General features: G+C 40.3%; 21 protein-coding genes and 1 other RNA gene. 10 read left to right on the plus strand and 12 right to left on the minus strand.

Going from position 1 to position 16430, the window contains the following annotated elements:
* Nucleotides 1–159 precede the first annotated feature (159 nt).
* Together relB and QUF07_RS04415 are read left to right on the plus strand one after the other, a co-directional pair.
* Nucleotides 160–393: a type II toxin-antitoxin system RelB family antitoxin gene (gene relB, locus QUF07_RS04410; RefSeq protein ID WP_217161844.1), complete on the plus strand. Its 234-nt coding sequence runs from the start codon at nt 160–162 to the stop codon at nt 391–393.
* Nucleotides 390–659, plus strand: coding sequence for a type II toxin-antitoxin system RelE family toxin (locus tag QUF07_RS04415; RefSeq protein ID WP_217161842.1), 270 nt, complete (start codon nt 390–392; stop codon nt 657–659). Before relB ends, QUF07_RS04415 begins: the two co-directional genes overlap by 4 nt.
* Nucleotides 660–990: 331 nt before the next feature.
* Here QUF07_RS04415 and ssrA read toward each other — a convergent pair.
* Together ssrA and QUF07_RS04425 are read right to left on the minus strand one after the other, a co-directional pair.
* Nucleotides 991–1357: a transfer-messenger RNA gene (gene ssrA / locus QUF07_RS04420) on the minus strand.
* A 45-nt stretch (nt 1358–1402) separates the two neighbouring features.
* A complete protein-coding gene (locus tag QUF07_RS04425) occupies nt 1403–1735 on the minus strand; it encodes an ArsR/SmtB family transcription factor (protein ID WP_217164900.1) in 333 nt (110 codons plus the stop codon).
* Nucleotides 1736–1804: 69 nt separating this feature from the next.
* On the opposite strand from QUF07_RS04425, the gene QUF07_RS04430 reads away from it, so the two are divergent.
* Nucleotides 1805–2167, plus strand: a complete 363-nt coding sequence (locus QUF07_RS04430) for a nuclear transport factor 2 family protein (protein ID WP_217164902.1) — start codon at nt 1805–1807, stop codon at nt 2165–2167.
* A 465-nt stretch (nt 2168–2632) separates the two neighbouring features.
* Nucleotides 2633–3040: a hypothetical protein gene (locus QUF07_RS04435; protein WP_217164904.1), complete on the plus strand. Its 408-nt coding sequence runs from the start codon at nt 2633–2635 to the stop codon at nt 3038–3040.
* A 59-nt stretch (nt 3041–3099) separates the two neighbouring features.
* Here the strand turns inward: QUF07_RS04435 and QUF07_RS04440 are convergent, their stop codons facing one another.
* A complete protein-coding gene (locus QUF07_RS04440; RefSeq protein WP_289426876.1) occupies nt 3100–3639 on the minus strand; it encodes a VanZ family protein in 540 nt (179 codons plus the stop codon).
* A gap of 234 nt (nt 3640–3873) precedes the next feature.
* Nucleotides 3874–4272 carry a pyridoxamine 5'-phosphate oxidase family protein gene (locus QUF07_RS04445; RefSeq protein ID WP_289426877.1) on the minus strand — a complete coding sequence of 133 codons (399 nt, stop codon included), beginning with the start codon at nt 4270–4272 and terminating at the stop codon, nt 3874–3876.
* A 122-nt stretch (nt 4273–4394) separates the two neighbouring features.
* Here QUF07_RS04445 and QUF07_RS04450 point away from each other — a divergent pair, with 122 nt between their 5' ends.
* Complete coding sequence (locus tag QUF07_RS04450) at nt 4395–4613, plus strand: hypothetical protein (protein WP_289426878.1); 219 nt, start codon at nt 4395–4397, stop codon at nt 4611–4613.
* A gap of 212 nt (nt 4614–4825) precedes the next feature.
* Nucleotides 4826–5251, plus strand: coding sequence for a YjdF family protein (locus QUF07_RS04455; RefSeq protein WP_217164912.1), 426 nt, complete (start codon nt 4826–4828; stop codon nt 5249–5251).
* A gap of 74 nt (nt 5252–5325) precedes the next feature.
* Here QUF07_RS04455 and QUF07_RS04460 read toward each other — a convergent pair whose 3' ends face one another.
* Genes QUF07_RS04460 through QUF07_RS04470 form a run of 3 tightly spaced genes read right to left on the minus strand, consistent with a single transcriptional unit; the run spans nt 5326 to nt 7866 of the window.
* Nucleotides 5326–5943: a cation diffusion facilitator family transporter gene (locus QUF07_RS04460; RefSeq protein WP_289426879.1), complete on the minus strand. Its 618-nt coding sequence runs from the start codon at nt 5941–5943 to the stop codon at nt 5326–5328.
* On the minus strand, nt 5924–6259 hold the full coding sequence (locus tag QUF07_RS04465; RefSeq protein ID WP_289426880.1) for a cation efflux transmembrane domain-containing protein: 336 nt from the start codon (nt 6257–6259) through the stop codon (nt 5924–5926). Before QUF07_RS04465 ends, QUF07_RS04460 begins: the two co-directional genes overlap by 20 nt.
* Nucleotides 6260–6267: 8 nt before the next feature.
* A complete protein-coding gene (locus QUF07_RS04470; protein ID WP_289426881.1) occupies nt 6268–7866 on the minus strand; it encodes a YhgE/Pip family protein in 1599 nt (532 codons plus the stop codon).
* Nucleotides 7867–8118: 252 nt separating this feature from the next.
* Between QUF07_RS04470 and QUF07_RS04475 the strand changes: the two genes are divergently transcribed.
* The 3 genes from QUF07_RS04475 (at nt 8119) to QUF07_RS04485 (ending at nt 10554) form a co-directional block, all read left to right on the plus strand.
* On the plus strand, nt 8119–8751 hold the full coding sequence (locus tag QUF07_RS04475) for a TetR/AcrR family transcriptional regulator (protein WP_283812287.1): 633 nt from the start codon (nt 8119–8121) through the stop codon (nt 8749–8751).
* A complete protein-coding gene (locus tag QUF07_RS04480) occupies nt 8735–9403 on the plus strand; it encodes a TVP38/TMEM64 family protein (protein WP_289426882.1) in 669 nt (222 codons plus the stop codon). The genes QUF07_RS04475 and QUF07_RS04480 overlap by 17 nt, the downstream gene beginning before the upstream one ends.
* Before the next feature lie 116 nt (nt 9404–9519).
* Nucleotides 9520–10554, plus strand: a complete 1035-nt coding sequence (locus tag QUF07_RS04485; RefSeq protein WP_289426883.1) for a baeRF6 domain-containing protein — start codon at nt 9520–9522, stop codon at nt 10552–10554.
* A gap of 107 nt (nt 10555–10661) precedes the next feature.
* Here the strand turns inward: QUF07_RS04485 and QUF07_RS04490 are convergent, their stop codons facing one another.
* The 3 genes from QUF07_RS04490 to eutJ form a co-directional block, all read right to left on the minus strand.
* Entirely contained in the window at nt 10662–11429 is a 768-nt protein-coding gene (locus tag QUF07_RS04490) for a DUF4931 domain-containing protein (protein ID WP_217164917.1), read from the minus strand.
* A 100-nt stretch (nt 11430–11529) separates the two neighbouring features.
* Nucleotides 11530–12282: a tyrosine-protein phosphatase gene (locus QUF07_RS04495; protein WP_217164919.1), complete on the minus strand. Its 753-nt coding sequence runs from the start codon at nt 12280–12282 to the stop codon at nt 11530–11532.
* 273 nt (nt 12283–12555) lie between these two features.
* Nucleotides 12556–13431 (minus strand): ethanolamine utilization protein EutJ, encoded by an 876-nt coding sequence (gene eutJ / locus QUF07_RS04500; RefSeq protein ID WP_217165442.1) that lies wholly within the window; start codon nt 13429–13431, stop codon nt 12556–12558.
* A gap of 371 nt (nt 13432–13802) precedes the next feature.
* On the opposite strand from eutJ, the gene QUF07_RS04505 reads away from it, so the two are divergent.
* A complete protein-coding gene (locus QUF07_RS04505) occupies nt 13803–14882 on the plus strand; it encodes an AraC family transcriptional regulator (protein ID WP_217165444.1) in 1080 nt (359 codons plus the stop codon).
* A 249-nt stretch (nt 14883–15131) separates the two neighbouring features.
* On the opposite strand, the gene QUF07_RS04510 is transcribed toward QUF07_RS04505, so the two are convergent.
* Entirely contained in the window at nt 15132–15821 is a 690-nt protein-coding gene (locus QUF07_RS04510) for a uroporphyrinogen-III synthase (RefSeq protein ID WP_217163703.1), read from the minus strand.
* A 15-nt stretch (nt 15822–15836) separates the two neighbouring features.
* Nucleotides 15837–16430 carry a bifunctional adenosylcobinamide kinase/adenosylcobinamide-phosphate guanylyltransferase gene (locus tag QUF07_RS04515; protein WP_217163698.1) on the minus strand — a complete coding sequence of 198 codons (594 nt, stop codon included), beginning with the start codon at nt 16428–16430 and terminating at the stop codon, nt 15837–15839.

The following is a 16430-nucleotide window of genomic DNA, read 5'->3' on the forward strand; positions in this document are numbered from 1 at the left end:
CCCGTAAATGTCTCGGATGGAAAACGCCTTATGAAATATTCTTTAATGTCGTGTTGCACTTAATTTGACAATTCAAGATCTAAAGAAAGGCTGCATCCCTATCGTAGACTTTTGTTCCAAATGATATTACAATGTAATACGTAAGGGAGGGATGCTACAATGGCAATGATTACAATTAGGGTTAGTGACCAAGAAAAAGAATGGCTCAAGTACATGGCTGATTTTTATGGTCTTTCCTTATCCGACTTAGTAAAAAAATATTCCATGGAACAATTAGAAGATGAGTATGATAAACAGATGGCTGACATTGCCCATAAACGGTTTGAAGAAAGCGGCGAAAAGACCTACTCAATGGATGAAGTATTAAAAGAGTTTGGCGGTTTAGATAAATGAGTTATCGACTAAAATTTTCTAAAGAAGCCATTAAGGCATTAAAAAAGATGGACAAGCACCAATCTGCGTTAATCACTCGGTGGCTATATTTAAATATTGATGGTATTGCTAATCCTTATAGCCGTGGCAAAGCCTTAACTTCAAATCTGGCGGGTTACTGGCGTTATCGAATCGGGGATTTTCGTGTTATTTGTGAAATGCATGATGACCAGTTAGTTGTCTTAGTCATCTCAATCGGTCATAGACGAGATGTTTATAAAGGTTAAAACAAAATAAAAAGCCATTTCCCTCAAAGGAAACAACTTGATATGGATAACCAGATTTGTCTATATGATAGCTTTTTTTAACTTTGGCGGAGGTGGCTTTTTGTCGTGGAATCAGCAGAAAGGAAAAACTATTTTTTGACTGACATTCATCTGTCAGGGCAAATAAAAACTGCTACCCAAAACGGATAACAGCCCATTCCTACCACGGTTAATTGATTCAAAATTGAATGCCATTGAATGCCATTTCGTGATATTTGGCAATTTGTTATAAAAATAAAAAACCAGTCATATCAACGTTTTAAGCGTTAATTACGACTGGCTTTTTAACCATCAATGGAGTCGGCGGGAGTTGAACCCGCGTCCGAGCATATCGCCACCTAGATATCTACGTTCATAGATCTATTATTTGAAGTTCACCTACTGAAACGCCATAAATCAAGGCACCCACAGTAAGCTAACCTGATTGGTCTCTTCAAATCACTTCAGGTGGGAGCAATTTGCGTGAGCCCACTAAATTTAGGACCCAGATCTAACCCATGGGCGAGATTAGGAGGATCTACGTTAAGCGCTTATTAGGCAGCTAAAGCGTAAGAATTGTTATTATTTTTTGCAGTTATAATAAACTGGGCGGTTTAACGTGACGCTGCACGAAACGCAATCCAGGCTCAACCTATACCCGTCGAATCCATAACGACCCCGATACAATAATTATCTTATCATAGATTGTCCAAATATAGAAGTGATTAGATTCCAATAGAATTGTGCCCATTTATGCTTTTCACAATACTTTCGATCAAATCAGGGAATTCTTTGTCTAGGTCGTCCTTTCGCAAGCTTAAATAACTATGCCGGCCTTCTCGCCTAATGGAAATCAGTCCCGATAGTCTTAAATTCCGATAATGTTGAGAAAGATTACTTTTCTTACCTAAATGGTCGAATTCCGCACACGAAATTTCGGTTCCATCATTTTCAAGCCTGGTAATGATTGCTAACCTGGTGGGATCACTTAATGATTTCAAGATTTTTGTGATTGGGATATTTTTCAAATCAATATCGGGTAATTGAGATTCTGCCATCTTCTCACCTCACAGACTTTATTTTTCAACTGTTTAGTATATAATAAACAGTTGAAAGAAGGAATCAATATGAATCAACCAGAAAAAATAATTAACCAATACTTCAAATTATCTGATCAAGCATCCAACGATCAAGAAGCGCTCAATTCCATTATCAAACTTTTTGCGAATGATTCAACCGTCCAAAGCGCGACCGGAGATACTTGCATTGGCATCCCAAATATCAGGCATTTTTTTCAAGCGTTCTTTGAACGCAATGAACAGTTAAAGCATCTCTGCAGAGTATTTGTGAAAGATAGCAAGTATCAGGCAGAATGGGCAGTTTCAGGCCGAAAGAAAACTGGTGAATTATTTGCCCTTCACGGTTACGATACTTACACCTTTAATTCAAGGGGCCAAATCCAAACACTCCGGGTAGAGATTTCTGAATAGTCGACAGTCATTTGCTTCCTCTGTATTAATAACTGTTAGCACAAATGTTATTTTATTGACTGAAAATTAATAGGGTTGATTTTTCATTTGTACATTAATTATCGTTTACGAACTCCTTCAAAATTTCTTTCATCGGGTATGTTTCTTCGCCCGATTCTTTGGAATTCTTGAAAATAACTTTGTCAATATGAAGATGATACGCATCTTCAAGCTGTTAAATACGGGTATTTTAAAACGAAGACGTATAAAGGCACTCCGAACAAATCAGTTAAGTGTTCCTACCAAAATTTTTCTTTTCTAGCGACTTCAATATTAATAGTTGTCATGATGTGATTTCCTTATTTTGAATTTATATTGTCATGATTTCGAAATTAAGCTTAACCCGTAATTTGCCCAACATCTCCTGTCTGGGGGTACTTCTTTTCATACTTATTTTAAGGTATTATAATTTTGAGGAGGAATAACATGAAAAAAGCATTATTGGCCGCTGCAGCAGTGGCTGTAACATTACCGCTATTTAGTTCACCTACATCCGCAGCGAGCTGGCATAAAGGAACTCCGCGCGCAATTAGGGGTACCTATAAGCAGCACAACGCTCACAGTCCATTTACTTCAGTCTTTAAAATCACGTCAACAAAAGCATTACTATTCGGTGGCGGGGGTGACCCGGACGATCTCAAAGACGTTCATTACAAGAAATCTGGCCATGGTTATATTATCCGTGGACTGAACATGATTTATCCAAGTGGCTGGAATTACAAAAAAGTGATCTATCGTTACCATAGGGGTAAAAAGCAAGTTGCTTTCAAGACGGGACCAATTAAGGGGTGGAACCATTGGAGTAAAAATTACAATGGTTGGTACACAAATTAATCTCCTTTATGGAGAACACCAGCTAACCTGGGTGTTCTCTATTTTTGATAGATTATCAATCATAGATTAACCAAAAATAGATTAATAAAAGCTTTCACTTTTGTGTGTTCTAATCCCCTCATGATCAACCATCCCACCATGACCCCAAAGGCATTTGTCAGCACATCGTTAATATCTACCCAACGAGACAAATTAACTGTGATATCAAGAATCAACTGGAGGCTTTCAATGCCAATTCCCACTAAAGTGCCTGTCAAAACAACGTCTTTAAACTTAAAGCCTGGAACTAAAAGTGCCAAATACACGCCCATTGGAATCATCATCAACGCGTTCTGGTAAAAATCCGCCGATGTGCTCCAAAATGGGATCAAGTTCACGGGTGCTTTACCGATCATCATCGGGGCAACTTGTTGGTCTGTTACAAAAACATTCGAGGTCGGTGCCAACGTGAGGTAGCCAACCACCATGACATAACTCACTGACGAAATAACCGTGACGAGCTGCCATAACGACAACTGGGATAAGCGCCGGGATTGCAGTTTTAACCAAATCATCAACGCAGTGACATTCATAAAAAATGGAATCCATCGAACCATCATGAGTACCTTCCTTTCATACTGATAATCAAGCTAACTTTCTAATTATGAGTAGTTTATTGAAGGTGGGTTAAATGGATCTTAAATAGCCAGATCAACTGCCTAGCCTATAACAAACGTAAGGAATTAAAAACAGATCACGACTCACTTTTAAAGAAAGAAGCCACTCAATGGAAAAATAAGCATTCCATTCCGGTGACTTCCTATCCAATATCTCGTGCTTATGACCGCTGAATTCTATTCCTCAACTAATTTACCAGCTTTAGGGCCGGGATCAAGTGTCCAAATCTTTTCAATTGTGATTATGCCGGCACCCTTAGGAACTGGAAACTTGCCTTCAGCCCACTTGGCAGCTTGGTCATAATATGCCCCATCAGTATATAGCTTGGCAGTACCACCAAACCGAAATCCCTTCAATGCTTTGGCGTTGGCAACTGCCACAATTGCCTTACCATTATCATTAATGTTGGCTTGAGTTTGACCGCCAGTCATTTCATTATAGATAAGATGTTCATCGTCCAAAATCCTCATCGAAATTTTGGGTCCAACATCCGGATTGCCAGCTGCATCAACAGTTGAAATATATGATAGTTCGCCGGCAATCATGTCTTTCATTGCTTGAGTTAATTTTGCCATAAAAACATCTCCTTTTAGTTTTAAACCAAGGTCATTTTAATTCGTTGAGAACATCCAAGCAATCATTTACCCTCTAAGTCCCCGCTTATTTGCTATAATGAGCGTGAAAGGTGGCAATTCAAATGGATGATGACAAATTACAGGAACTAATCGGTTCCGCAATTCAGGCAGCAACCGTTCGTCATAATGAGCGGGTCAAAAGTGGCCGGTATAATCCAACGGCTGGCGATTCAACCGATCAATTAGCGCAATTAGTTAAAAATGGTGACAAAGCTTCGATGGAATACGCCAATTCATTGGTATACGAAGTTTTGAAACTTCTACTAAAAGATTCAAAATAATTTATTCATTCTCTCCCAGCCTTCAAACAGCTGGGATTTTTTAGTTCGCTTAATCTAATGTTTATTAATTCATTAATGTTTGCTACATTTAATTTGGAAAGTAAAAACACAGATTCGGTTGGTAGTCCGGATGTCGTATTTCCAGCTATACGATCAGTATCCTTCCTCCTAGGTCGTCCGTCTTTCCGCATCAACTATAGGAGGGTCTATTAATGAATATCATTACCAGTCAACTAACGATTGTCTTTGAACCACCGTTTTACAAAGCGATTTTTGAGCGTAAATCGGCTAATCAGTATGAGGTTGCTCAAGTTACCTTGGGAACTTCCGAGCCAAAAACACCAGCTATTATTCAGTTAGTAATGAAAAACTGGCGGAACATCCATTTTTTTAGGAAGGACAGCTATTCTTCCAGGATTGCGATTGTCAAACACGTCAACCCTAAGCGACAGCAACGATTAGCCAATAAGGCAATGACTCACAACACAAGCACTAAGGCTCAGTCAACCTTAAAAGAACAATTTGAGGCTGCTAAGCAACAAAGAAAACATTTAACCGTTACCGAACGAAATTGTTGCCAACAACGCCATTACTTGCAGAAGAAAGCCAAACGAATTGAGAAACACAAAGGGCACTGAAGGTTAATTAATAGATACAAAAGGGCTGCTACCTTAACGATAGCGGCTCTTTTTGGTGCGCTTTAATTATCTCGTTAATTGATCTCTACTGGCTTCACTTGAATACAGCAATATAAAATTGGAAAGTTAAGTTGCAGTAAATGCTCAATCTCTTTACAGATTTGATAAGCCTTAGACACTGATTTTTCGCCGACCAGTTCGATTTCCGCCGCAATAATCATATTACTTCCTGAATATCGAACATCAATGAAGGTAACACCCCTTACGCCATTTACTTCCTGAATATTCTTGACAATTTTCTTTCGGATCTGCGGATTAAAGCCATTTGAGAGTTTAGCCGCACTATCACTTAAAATTTTCGAACCATTATAAATGATAAAACTACCAAGTAGTATCGCCGCAACCGCATCAATCCAATCAATATGCAAAAAAGCCGCTCCTGCAATAGCTAACATCGTCCCAAAAGATGTTAGTGAATCACTAAAAAGATCTTGGGCTGATGCTGCTAGTGACGTGCTCTCAAACCTTTGACTCACTACATGATTGATGATTGCCAACGTTAACATCACTGTTCCCGAAACGACTGCCATGTAAGCAGCCTGACCATTCAATTGGCTTCCGGTCTTCCCATCCACAAAGACAATAATTTTGGTGCCACCCTTCCAGATACAATTAACACCAACTAAAAACATTGTTAGCCCAGCAAGAAAAAGCGGCCAGGTTTTCGTACTGCCAGTGTCCTTCCACGTGGTATTCATCAGACGGCCGCCTGGAGAATGTTAGGCCAACAATTAAGGAAATAACGGCTACAATCCCAGTAAAGTTATTTTCGCCATCTGCTATTAAGGCTACTGAATGATCAACCGTCCCTATCCAAAGTTCGGCCGCCGAAATTATCGTGTACATCAATAAATTAATGAGTAACATATGACTTGCGTGAATCGCATTCTCTCGACTCTTAGTTTCCAAAGAGTATCCGATCTGATTACGACCTTGCATTCCTGTCATCCCCATCCTTACACAATTTCAGAGTCAATTTCAATAACGCTTTGGTGAAGTCCTAGTTGAAACCGCAAAATCATTGCGAAGTTGAATCCCACAATCAAGCCAATCATAACGACCAGATCAACCGTAATCCCCTGATGAGTGGAAATTAAACTTCTTAACGCGTTTATCAGATAAGTCATCGGCAACCATTCATTTAGTGACTGGGCAAAAGAATCCGTTAAATAAGTGGGATACAGGCCACCAGAGGCTGCTAATTGAAGGACCAAAACAATTGAAACCAGCCATGTCCCAAAACCGCCTAATAGCAGGCGTAAGCAAAAAATAAGCGATAAAAACAAGAACGATCCAAGCAATAGAACCAAAAAGAATGTCCCAGAGCGAGTAATTACTAATTGATTTGCTTGTGTTAACGAATAAAACAATAAAATTGTCTGTAAAAAGCCAACTGCACCAACCACTGAGGCTTTACTTGCCCACCATGTAATCGCGTATTTAGGCTTTCGATGAGGTAAAAAGCCTTCGTACATTGTCCCTAAGGCGATCGCGCCAACATACAATCCGATTGCAATTGCGAAGGGAGCCATCCCGGTCCCGTTGTTTGGAACCTTTGAAATATCCTTCGTAACTTCATGGACAGGATTGGCAATTGCTGCTGCATTTACTGCCTTAGTGTGAATGACTTGAAGTTTTTTGGCCCCCTGGTCAAGGCTCGCCGACATTATTTTCGTTTCCTTTAAAATTTTATCGGTACCGCTTGCTAACGCTATGCTACCATTGGCAAGCTGATCAGCACCCGTTTGAAGCGCTGGCACATGTCGCTGAATTTCAATCAGTCCGTTACCAACTTTCGCATTGGCGGATCCTAAGCGCTGAATATTTGCCGTTGGTGTACTAACCATTACTTTCGAAAATCCGGCGGTCATTGTCTGATTTACAACAACCAAATTACCGCTACCTGCAGAAAGTTGGCTAATACCTGACTTAAGCGAGTGCATCCCGCCATTTAAATGTCTTTCCCCATTCACAAGCTTTTGAGTTCCGTGATACATTTCCTGGCTACCGACTGCTGCCCGCTTCATTCCTTCAGTTGCAGTACCCAACGCACGTAATATAATTGTTGAGTAAAGTCGGGTTACTTGCGTTGAGACCTTTGCTTTAATGGCTGTGGCCACGCCTGTCGTCATCTTTGAGGCAATAAAATTCTGACCAGAATTAAAGGTAAAATGAAGGTTCATTCGCTGAGGGGTTGCTCCTATGATTGTCGTTGCACGAGAAGAGAAATTCTTAGGGATGGTTAAAACCATATAAAACTTCCCCTTTCGAAGCTGTTCGGCTGCCCGCTTTGAAGAAACATGGTGAAAATCCAGAGTGTCTGCCTTTGTCAGTTTATTAGTTAAACTACTACCAATATCAATCCGATTCCCATGATAGGTCGTCGATCGATCATGATTGACAATTGCAACCGGTAACCGATCCATTTTCCCATAAGTATTCCACATCGAAGATAAATAGATAAAACAATAGATTGCTGGGATTAGGGCAATCGCAACTAGAACTACGAGACTCATTTTGTGTTTATTTAGATACTTCCATTCACTAGCTAACATTTAATGACCACCTTTCAAATTAACACTATGTTCATTTGAAATAGTAATGTTAACGAGTTACGTTGGCAATATGCAATCATGACCATTTTGTTCAGTTGAGTTCAGCATTATTTTTAAGCGTTATCGTTAGGTTGAAACCAGCGACTATCCGGATTACTGGACAAATTTTCTCAAAATGTTAATTGCGAATTGATTGAATTTATTGTTTAATTAGGTAGAAAGTAAACAACGTGTCTATTGGAGATGAAGTCCTTGGAAGCAAATACCAAAATGCTGGCGACTGAAATTAAAATTCAAAAAGCATTTATCAAGCTCATCAATTTATCTGGGTTTGACAAACTAACGATTCAAAAACTGTGTCAGGAGGCCCACATTAGTCGGGGAACTTTTTATTTACACTACATTGATAAATACGATCTGCTTAATCACTATGAAGATGAAATTGTGGCAAACATTAGTGAGATTTTTAAAAGATTTCAAAAACCTCAGTTAAACTCAACCATTCAAAGCGTTGACAAAGAAAATAATGCATTTTTTCAGTTATTCAAATATTTATATCGTCAAAGAGACTTAGCGGCTCTTCTCTTGAACGGTAATACGACAAAGATCGTTGCTAAAGTGAAGCGGTTGATTGAAGAAGTCTTAGTTGAGCCCCAAGCATCCCCATCAACTATTGCCACTCAAATTCCAGCAGCATTCGCTAAAGAAATCGTTTCCCAGGGAATTATTGATCTGATCACCTTTTGGCTTAATCAAGAGCCAATTTTACCCCCACGTGAGGCGTACCAAATTTTCCAACAGAGTCGCTCGCTAACGCCCCAACAGCTAACCCAAATTATTTTTAAAGAAGCGCCTCAAGGAGACCACAATGAAAAAACATTTTGAAATAACTAGTTTAATCTGTGCTGCCATTCTGGGATGCCTGCTGCTGGTATTCTTAGTGATGCGTTTTGAACCAAAGATTCGGCTACTTTTCAATGAAGCCGCTGAGCGTCAGTGGATTATCAGCCATTCTCAATCCAGCTCCCCCATAGATCTCATTTCATTTTCGCTTTTAATAATCTTATTTTCAGTTATTCCAGGCTTTCCCGCCTCAATTATTGGAATTGTTGCCGGGATTTGTTTCGGCCACTGGCTTGGTTTTATGGTTAACGTTATTGGCATTACGATGGGAAACTTTATTGCCGCAACGTTTTTAAACACAATTTCTAATCATTGGGTCAAGCGCCGTCCTAATCGGTTATATGCGGATTTGATCAACATGCGCCATCCAAAACTAGGAGTGGTCATCGGTTACTCAATTCCATTTATTCCAAGTATGCTCATCAACGTTGCCGCAACAGATTTAAAATTCTCCCCGCCCCAGTTATTTTCACTGTGTTTAATAGGCAGTCTGGCCGTTTCTGCTCTTTACTCATTCAGTGGCGATGCATTATTTAAAGGGAACTTCAGGCTATTGGCACTTTTGTTAGTTCTAATGGCAGCCCTCGTAACGCTGATTCGAGTCATTCACATTGATCGGAAGCAAGCAAGATGATGTAAGCTCTTTCACAAGCTAGAAACACGACTTTGCATGCCTAATTTGATACACTTAATATAGTAGTTATGGATTTCACAATCTATAATAATTCTAAACGAAGGAGTGTCCTATTTATGGCAACTATTATAAGTGTTTCCGACTTGGCAAAATTACCTGATTTACAGGCGCCAGTGATTACGTTGAATCTAAACCTGCGTAAGCTGGCATTTGATCAAAGTGAACGGCTCTGGGTCAATAATATGCTCAAAGAAATCGAAAAGAAATCTGGCAGTGACCTCAAGTCATTTGTCATTGACGTAGATGACTTAACCCGCCAACAACTGCCTTATGAAGGAATTTCGGTGATCACTGATAAAACCGGGTCCAAGGTCTATCACTTAATTCGCACCAGTGTTGAGGAAGCTGATTATCGAATTGAAGACTCAATTGACTGGTTGTTGTTATTGAGCGAGGCACCAAATTCCGACTATACTTTAATTGAAATTAATCGTGACAATAGTAAATTGTACGAACTAAAAAGCAAACGGGTTAATCCTTTAGCAGTCAAAGATTACCCAGCTACCGTTCAAGATGCACTTGGGACTGAAATCCGTGGCGGTGAACTGAACTTTAGTGGCAAAGGTGGTTCCACCCAGTATCATGGTCATAATGAAACCAGCCAGGAAAAGATGATCGACCAGGAACGTTATTACCGTTTCATTATCGACTTAATCAATAAGGACAGCGATTTGTCCAACCATCAATTTATTTTAATGGGACTCGCCCAGAATATTAATTTGTTCAAGAAATTAAATAACAGCTTGCCACTTGCTCCGGTTGAAATTGACCAATCTATCCAGAACCTGGCTCCTACCGAAATTGCCAAGCTGGTAAATGATCAAATTGAGAAGCACAATCAGACCAACACCGCAGATGCTATCACCAAAACGTTCCGCGACAAACTATTTACCGACTTTACCAATATTCAGAACTTGCTAAACTCAAAAGACATTCGTCATTTATTCGTTGCTTCACGAGATGAAATCAACCAAAACGATCCAAAAATTTATGCTGAGATTAACCAAATGATTAAGCAGGCATTGGCACAAGATACCAATGTCACAGTTGTGAATGAAGATTCAACGATTCCACTCGTGAGTGCGGTATAAAAATCAAACCAACTGTGCAATAAAGCCAATAGCGCAACCTGTCCTGATTGGATGGTTGCGCTATTGGCTCTTTACGCTGACATATTCAATTGGTTTTTTCTTGTCAATTATGGCAACTGATGCCGAATATCCTCCGCAATCTCTTCCAATCGCGGCCTATTTTGAACTTGAGCAATCTTATATCCCACATAGTATGGCGAAGTCGCGTATCGGGGAACAATTTTACAATAAAACTTACTGTAGATCTTATAGAAAAACAAATTATAAGAAGTCATTGTCCCGTGCATATAGTCTTTCAACAAATACTTAATGATCGCTTGAACGGCATCGGCAAGATTATCGATCTCTTTTTCATTATTAATGGCAATATTGATCTCCACAAATCCAATAATTGGATCAGTCGACAGTGTGATTTGACGATCCGCATTTTTGGAAACCTCGACTCCATTAAAATTACGAACGCCCACATTTTGGTAAACGTCATAATGGTTGAGGCCAACAATTTGGAAGTGAGGATGCCGCAAACTACCACCAGATAATGGGCCGAAATTCTTGTACATCACAACGCTGGCATATTTATTTGAAGCAATCATTTGATGCCAGCAACGAAATGCAAATTCGAAGACTTTCCGGTTCTGTTCAACCGAATAGGTCGATGGACCCCCGTTGTGATCACTGGATTCAATTAAGACGGTCTGCAACGTATCCTCTAACGTCCGGAACTTATTAACCAGCCAAATCCGATCGTCTTCCTTGGCCAAAATATTTTCCAAGTGATCAACGTCGCAAAACGGGCAATACCCATCAGGATGTTTGATGTTCTCCGGCTTACTCTGAGCGGTGTTAAAATCAAAAACAAGTGGTTTGTTAACCATGAAGTTCACCTTTTCTCGTGACGCATTTATTGGTGTGCTAAACTGACGCTTCTAATCAACCTAATTTTAGCAATTTTGCGTTCCACAAACAAGTATGCGTTTACTTTGCTGCCACAAAAGCATGCCGAAACTCATTAACGTAACCATCATCTAATTTTAATCCGGATTTCAAGTAGCCCTCAAAGCTGCCAAAATTCTGTTTGATCGTCTCTTCAGCATGTAATAAATAATCCTGATCGACGACCAGGGCAACACTCAAGTTGTGCAGTTGCTGCTCATTAACTTCTTGCTTGAATTGTTCAAGTAACTTAGCATTGGCGGCTTTTCTCAGTTCATTAGTCAGCAAATAATCTTTCATGATGGCCTCATCGCTAGCCCCTGCCATTTTTAGAATCACCGCGGCAGCAAACCCTGTTCGATCCTTGCCGGCAAAACAATGAAACAAAGTTGGCTTGCGACTTTGAATGATCTCATTGAAAAATTCACGATAACCGGCTTGCGCAGAATCGCTTAACACAATTTGTTCATATGTTTTGAGCATCGCGTCCCGAATATGGCCGCCATTGGCAAACATCCCCGCCAAGCTCGCACCATTAGTCGTTTGGTCAGCCAAGATATCATCCTTAAAATAGCGAGTGCCCGGAATCTTGGTATCCGGATCCTTGGCAACTTCATTTTGGTTTCGAAAGTCAAAAATTGAATCGAGCTGACAATCATTTTTCAAAAATGAGATTTGCTGGGAATTCAAACTACTGATTTCACCACTTCGATAGAAATAGCCCGGCTTTAGGTACCCACCTGCCACAACAGTGTCACCAATATCTCTAAAATTGACGATTCCTTTATCATTCATCCCACATTCTCCTCCGCAGATAATCTAATGTATATTGTACAGGATTGATCTACGAAGTGCACTGGAAGTGAATCATGGTTGGAACCACTTAAACTTGAGTCATTTAATCACCTGAAATGTGTCTCTGGTAGAAAATAGCCACAATTAATGAAAACCCAAAGCGAAAGGCCTCAATGATGAGCGGATCATCATTGAGGCCTTTTCTTAATTTAAACTCGGGATTTCTATTTGAGAAGCCTTATGTTTCGGTTGCTAATCGCTTTGCTACGCTCACTAATCGTGGTCATACATTGCAATTCCCAATGGGGTGATGAACTGTGGAAAGGCGGTCTTATACGCTGGGATTCCTAATACTTTGCTAAATGCCGGAATAAATGATTTGAAATTAATCGCACCACCCACGACGACAACGGGTTGCTTGATTGAGCTGCCAACTGAATCTTTGACAATCGTGGCCATCTTTTCGACAACTGGTCGGATAACCGGGAACACTTCATCCTCTTTTTCCGGATCACGCTTTAATAATTCGGCATCATCGGAGTCAATTTTGTGGTTACCAGCTAAGACCAGGGTCATATGGAAACCGCCAGTGGCTTCGTCCAGCACTTGAGTTAATTTTCCATGATTGAAGACACTAATCCCGGTTGTGCCACCACCAATGTCCACAACAGTCCCCGTCTTAAGATTCAGGAACTTGGCCGCAGCTGTTGGTTCGTCAACCACGTGTTTGCATTGCAGTTCCGCCGACTCGATGACGTTGGCAACAATTTTTGCAGCACCGTCTCCTGTGCCAGGTGGAATTGCCCCACAAGCTGTGGTGAGTTCAACGCCTAATACGTCTTCTGCCTTGTGTTTCAACCGCTTCAAAATGTTGACTGAATCCACGTAGTTGACAACAATCCCATCACGCACTGCCTTGGCATATTCAAATGCACCGTAAATGATGTTGTCGTCTTTATCCAGAACCGTTAAAACAATTGAAGACGTTCCTAAGTCAACTCCACAACTAAAGACTTCATCTTTTTTGGCTTTTCGAACCGCATGATCACTGTTCACAACTTTAGCGAACTGCTTTAATAGTTTATCCGCAGCCTTCAGATCGACCGTTTGTTTAGTCTGTATCGACTTTTTTGTTTGTTTAATCGCCATATTCAACCCTCATCCTTCTCACTGGTATTCCGATCACTAATAGAATTATTTCACATGATCGGATAATCACTGTTTTAATTATAACAGCATCCGCTTGGAAACGCTTGCAATCTTTGGATTTGTAATACTTTAAATATCATGCTCGCTTCAACAATTTGAAGAAAATAGTTCCATTTTTGACATTATTTTTATAACATTTTTGAATATCTAAAGAATAAATTTTGATAAAGAATGAAATTATCGTATTTTAAGAGACAAATAGTGTTACAAATCAAGATTTTTATTCAAATTCTAAGAATTTTCAATTATTTTTATCATTATTCAGCACTGCACAAGATATTATTATATAATCTACCCGAGGGAAGGTGCTCATGATCACACCAAATAATACGAAAACAACTATCTATAAATCAATTTCTGAAGGGATTAATGAATTTTCGAAGGTCAGTCAAATTAACGGTTATTATTTTGACCTGGATAATCGATTATTGATTGACGGTAACGTCTACACCAAAACAGAAGATGTTCTAAAAAATCTTCCGACTTCGAATACAAATTCTTTCTTTATTTTTCCAGTCATTTTAAAAAACAGCCTGTCTGGATTTATCATTTGTGAGGGTTCAGGGATTACACCTGAGCGAATTAAGTTAGCGCGAACATTTTTAGAGAACATTTTTAACAACGTCTTTAAAGCTGCGCCAAATGACGTTTCAATTTTGAATGCGGTTCGGGCAGACGATTTGGCTAATGTCACCGTATTACGCAAGTTGGTCGGAATTACCGAGATGATTCATCCTGAATCAGGCCACCTTGCCACCAATTCCACCACTCATTTGAATAACGATTCTCAAGTTAATATTCAACGCGCCCTGTCATTTATCAAGTCCAATATTAACCAGCCATTATCGCTTGAATCAGTTGCCAAATCAGTCTTTTTGTCGCCGTCCTACCTGAGTAAGGCATTTAAACAAAAGCTTGGCGTGAACTTCATCAATTATGTAAATAGCCTCAAAATTGCCCTGGCCTGCGAAAAATTGATTACCACCAACGCAAAGATCAGTGCAATCGCGAGTCAGCTCGGCTATTCGCAAACGAGTTATTTCACTAAAATTTTCAAATCATATACCGGCGAAACGCCATTGCTTTACCGAAAAACAAATGCATCAATCGACAAGATCTACACAATTTCCCGGGACCTATCTTGGAATAGTAGTGATAGTGTCTATGATGTGTCTAAACGGTTCTTCAACCGCAACAATATTCCGTATTACTTCCATTCAGTCAATGGCTACCCCTACATTAGTCGGATCGGCGATTACACCGATTCAGACGATGAAAGGGGTTGGATCTACACGGTTGACTGCAACCAACCAATGGCGCCGGCCGCCGAAATTACGGTCAATAAGAAATCGGTAATCCAGTGGACATATGCTGCATCCTATATTCGATAATCTCAAGTCAGCCTATTCACACCGGCATCCTCACCAAAACGTGTGTGGCTGGGATATTAGCTGGCAAATTGAACATAAATACAACTTGGTTTTCCTTTCTTAGATTGATAAAACTTGCGACAAGCGGCCACCCCCGCCAGTCAAATAAAACGGCAGTGCATCCAAAATTAGAATGCATTGCCGCTTTTATTTTAAATCTGGGTTAAATCCATTTTGTTTCAAACCCACTCGTTTTGTTTTCTTAAAACTTCAGGCCTCACACATCTTTGAAATTGTATTTCTTAAGACGCCAGGGCCTTCACCCACAATCACCTTGCTCGCAGGGATCACTTTGGCAGTGGTCCGGCCTAACGTGTAATAAGTCACGTCTGAAAAACATTCAGGAATCCGTTTTGCAATTTCTGTCAGCCGTTCAAAGCTGGATGGGCTGGTCACCAACACCCTTGTGAACCTGTGGCCGTGTAATTGTTGAATCGCCGCATCGGCCAGTTGCTGATCCCAATAATTCTCATAGATCATGACCTGACTGACGGATTTTGGCAAGAATTGCTGAATAGCGCTCTTATCACCTCGCAGCAGGCATGTTTTGACTGCCATTTCCGAGGTCACACATTTTGCCAATGAACGACCGTTTTCTTCCTCAGCAACGCGAACGTCACGAATCCCACCGGCTTTAAGGATATTTGCCATCTTGGGACTAATGACTAAAAGGGTCGCGTTTGGATTAAGCGACTTTAACCGGTTCAAATAAAGATTCACCGCCACCGGACTCGTTAAAATTAAAAATTGAGACTGTTTAATTAATGAAACGTCCGCCGCAGTTAATTGAACTGGTTGAAAGTGCCCGAGTGGCAGATAAATGGTCTCAGCTTTGGCAGCTAATTGGGCTTGAAGGTCGCTGGCAACATTATGTTTCGGATAGGTAATCAGATAAGCCATTTTATCCCCCCAATCCTACTTGATCTTCTGAGTCAGGCCGGAGATCACAAAATACACATCATCAGCTTTTTTAGCCAACAACTGGTTCACCAGCCCGTAAGTATCCCGGAGAATTCGCGACTCCTTGGAAGCTGGAACTAACCCCAGGCCAACTTCATTGGTAACAATCGTCATCTCTTGATCGGTTCGGCGCAAAGAGTCAACCACCTTGGAAAATTCCTGCAAAATTGTGGTTTGAATGGACTCAATTTCATCTTTGTTCATCCTGTCGATGTCTCCATCAACGTCGCCGGGAAAATCGTTGTACATTTTAGCAACCAGATCAAAGAACAGGTTCGTTGTCATCATTGTTGCGTCGTCTAACAAATACTTTTGATAATCATTCATCAACACAAAAATACTGACATCCTTGTAACGCTCTTCGGTTGTCCAATCGGCTGGACGACGCTGACGATGCTTTTTAATTTTTAATTTCATCTCAGAATCTTGGTTCGTTCTGATGACACTGGTAGCGATGTAGCAAACCCCGTGCTCGTCAGCGTACATATCTTCGGCGACCTCAGATTTACCACTCTTGGCGCCACCCGTGATGAGTGTTAATTTTGCCAT

The sequence above is a fragment of the Lentilactobacillus sp. TOM.63 genome (genome assembly GCF_030361045.1).
GTDB lineage: Bacteria > Bacillota > Bacilli > Lactobacillales > Lactobacillaceae > Lentilactobacillus > Lentilactobacillus dabitei.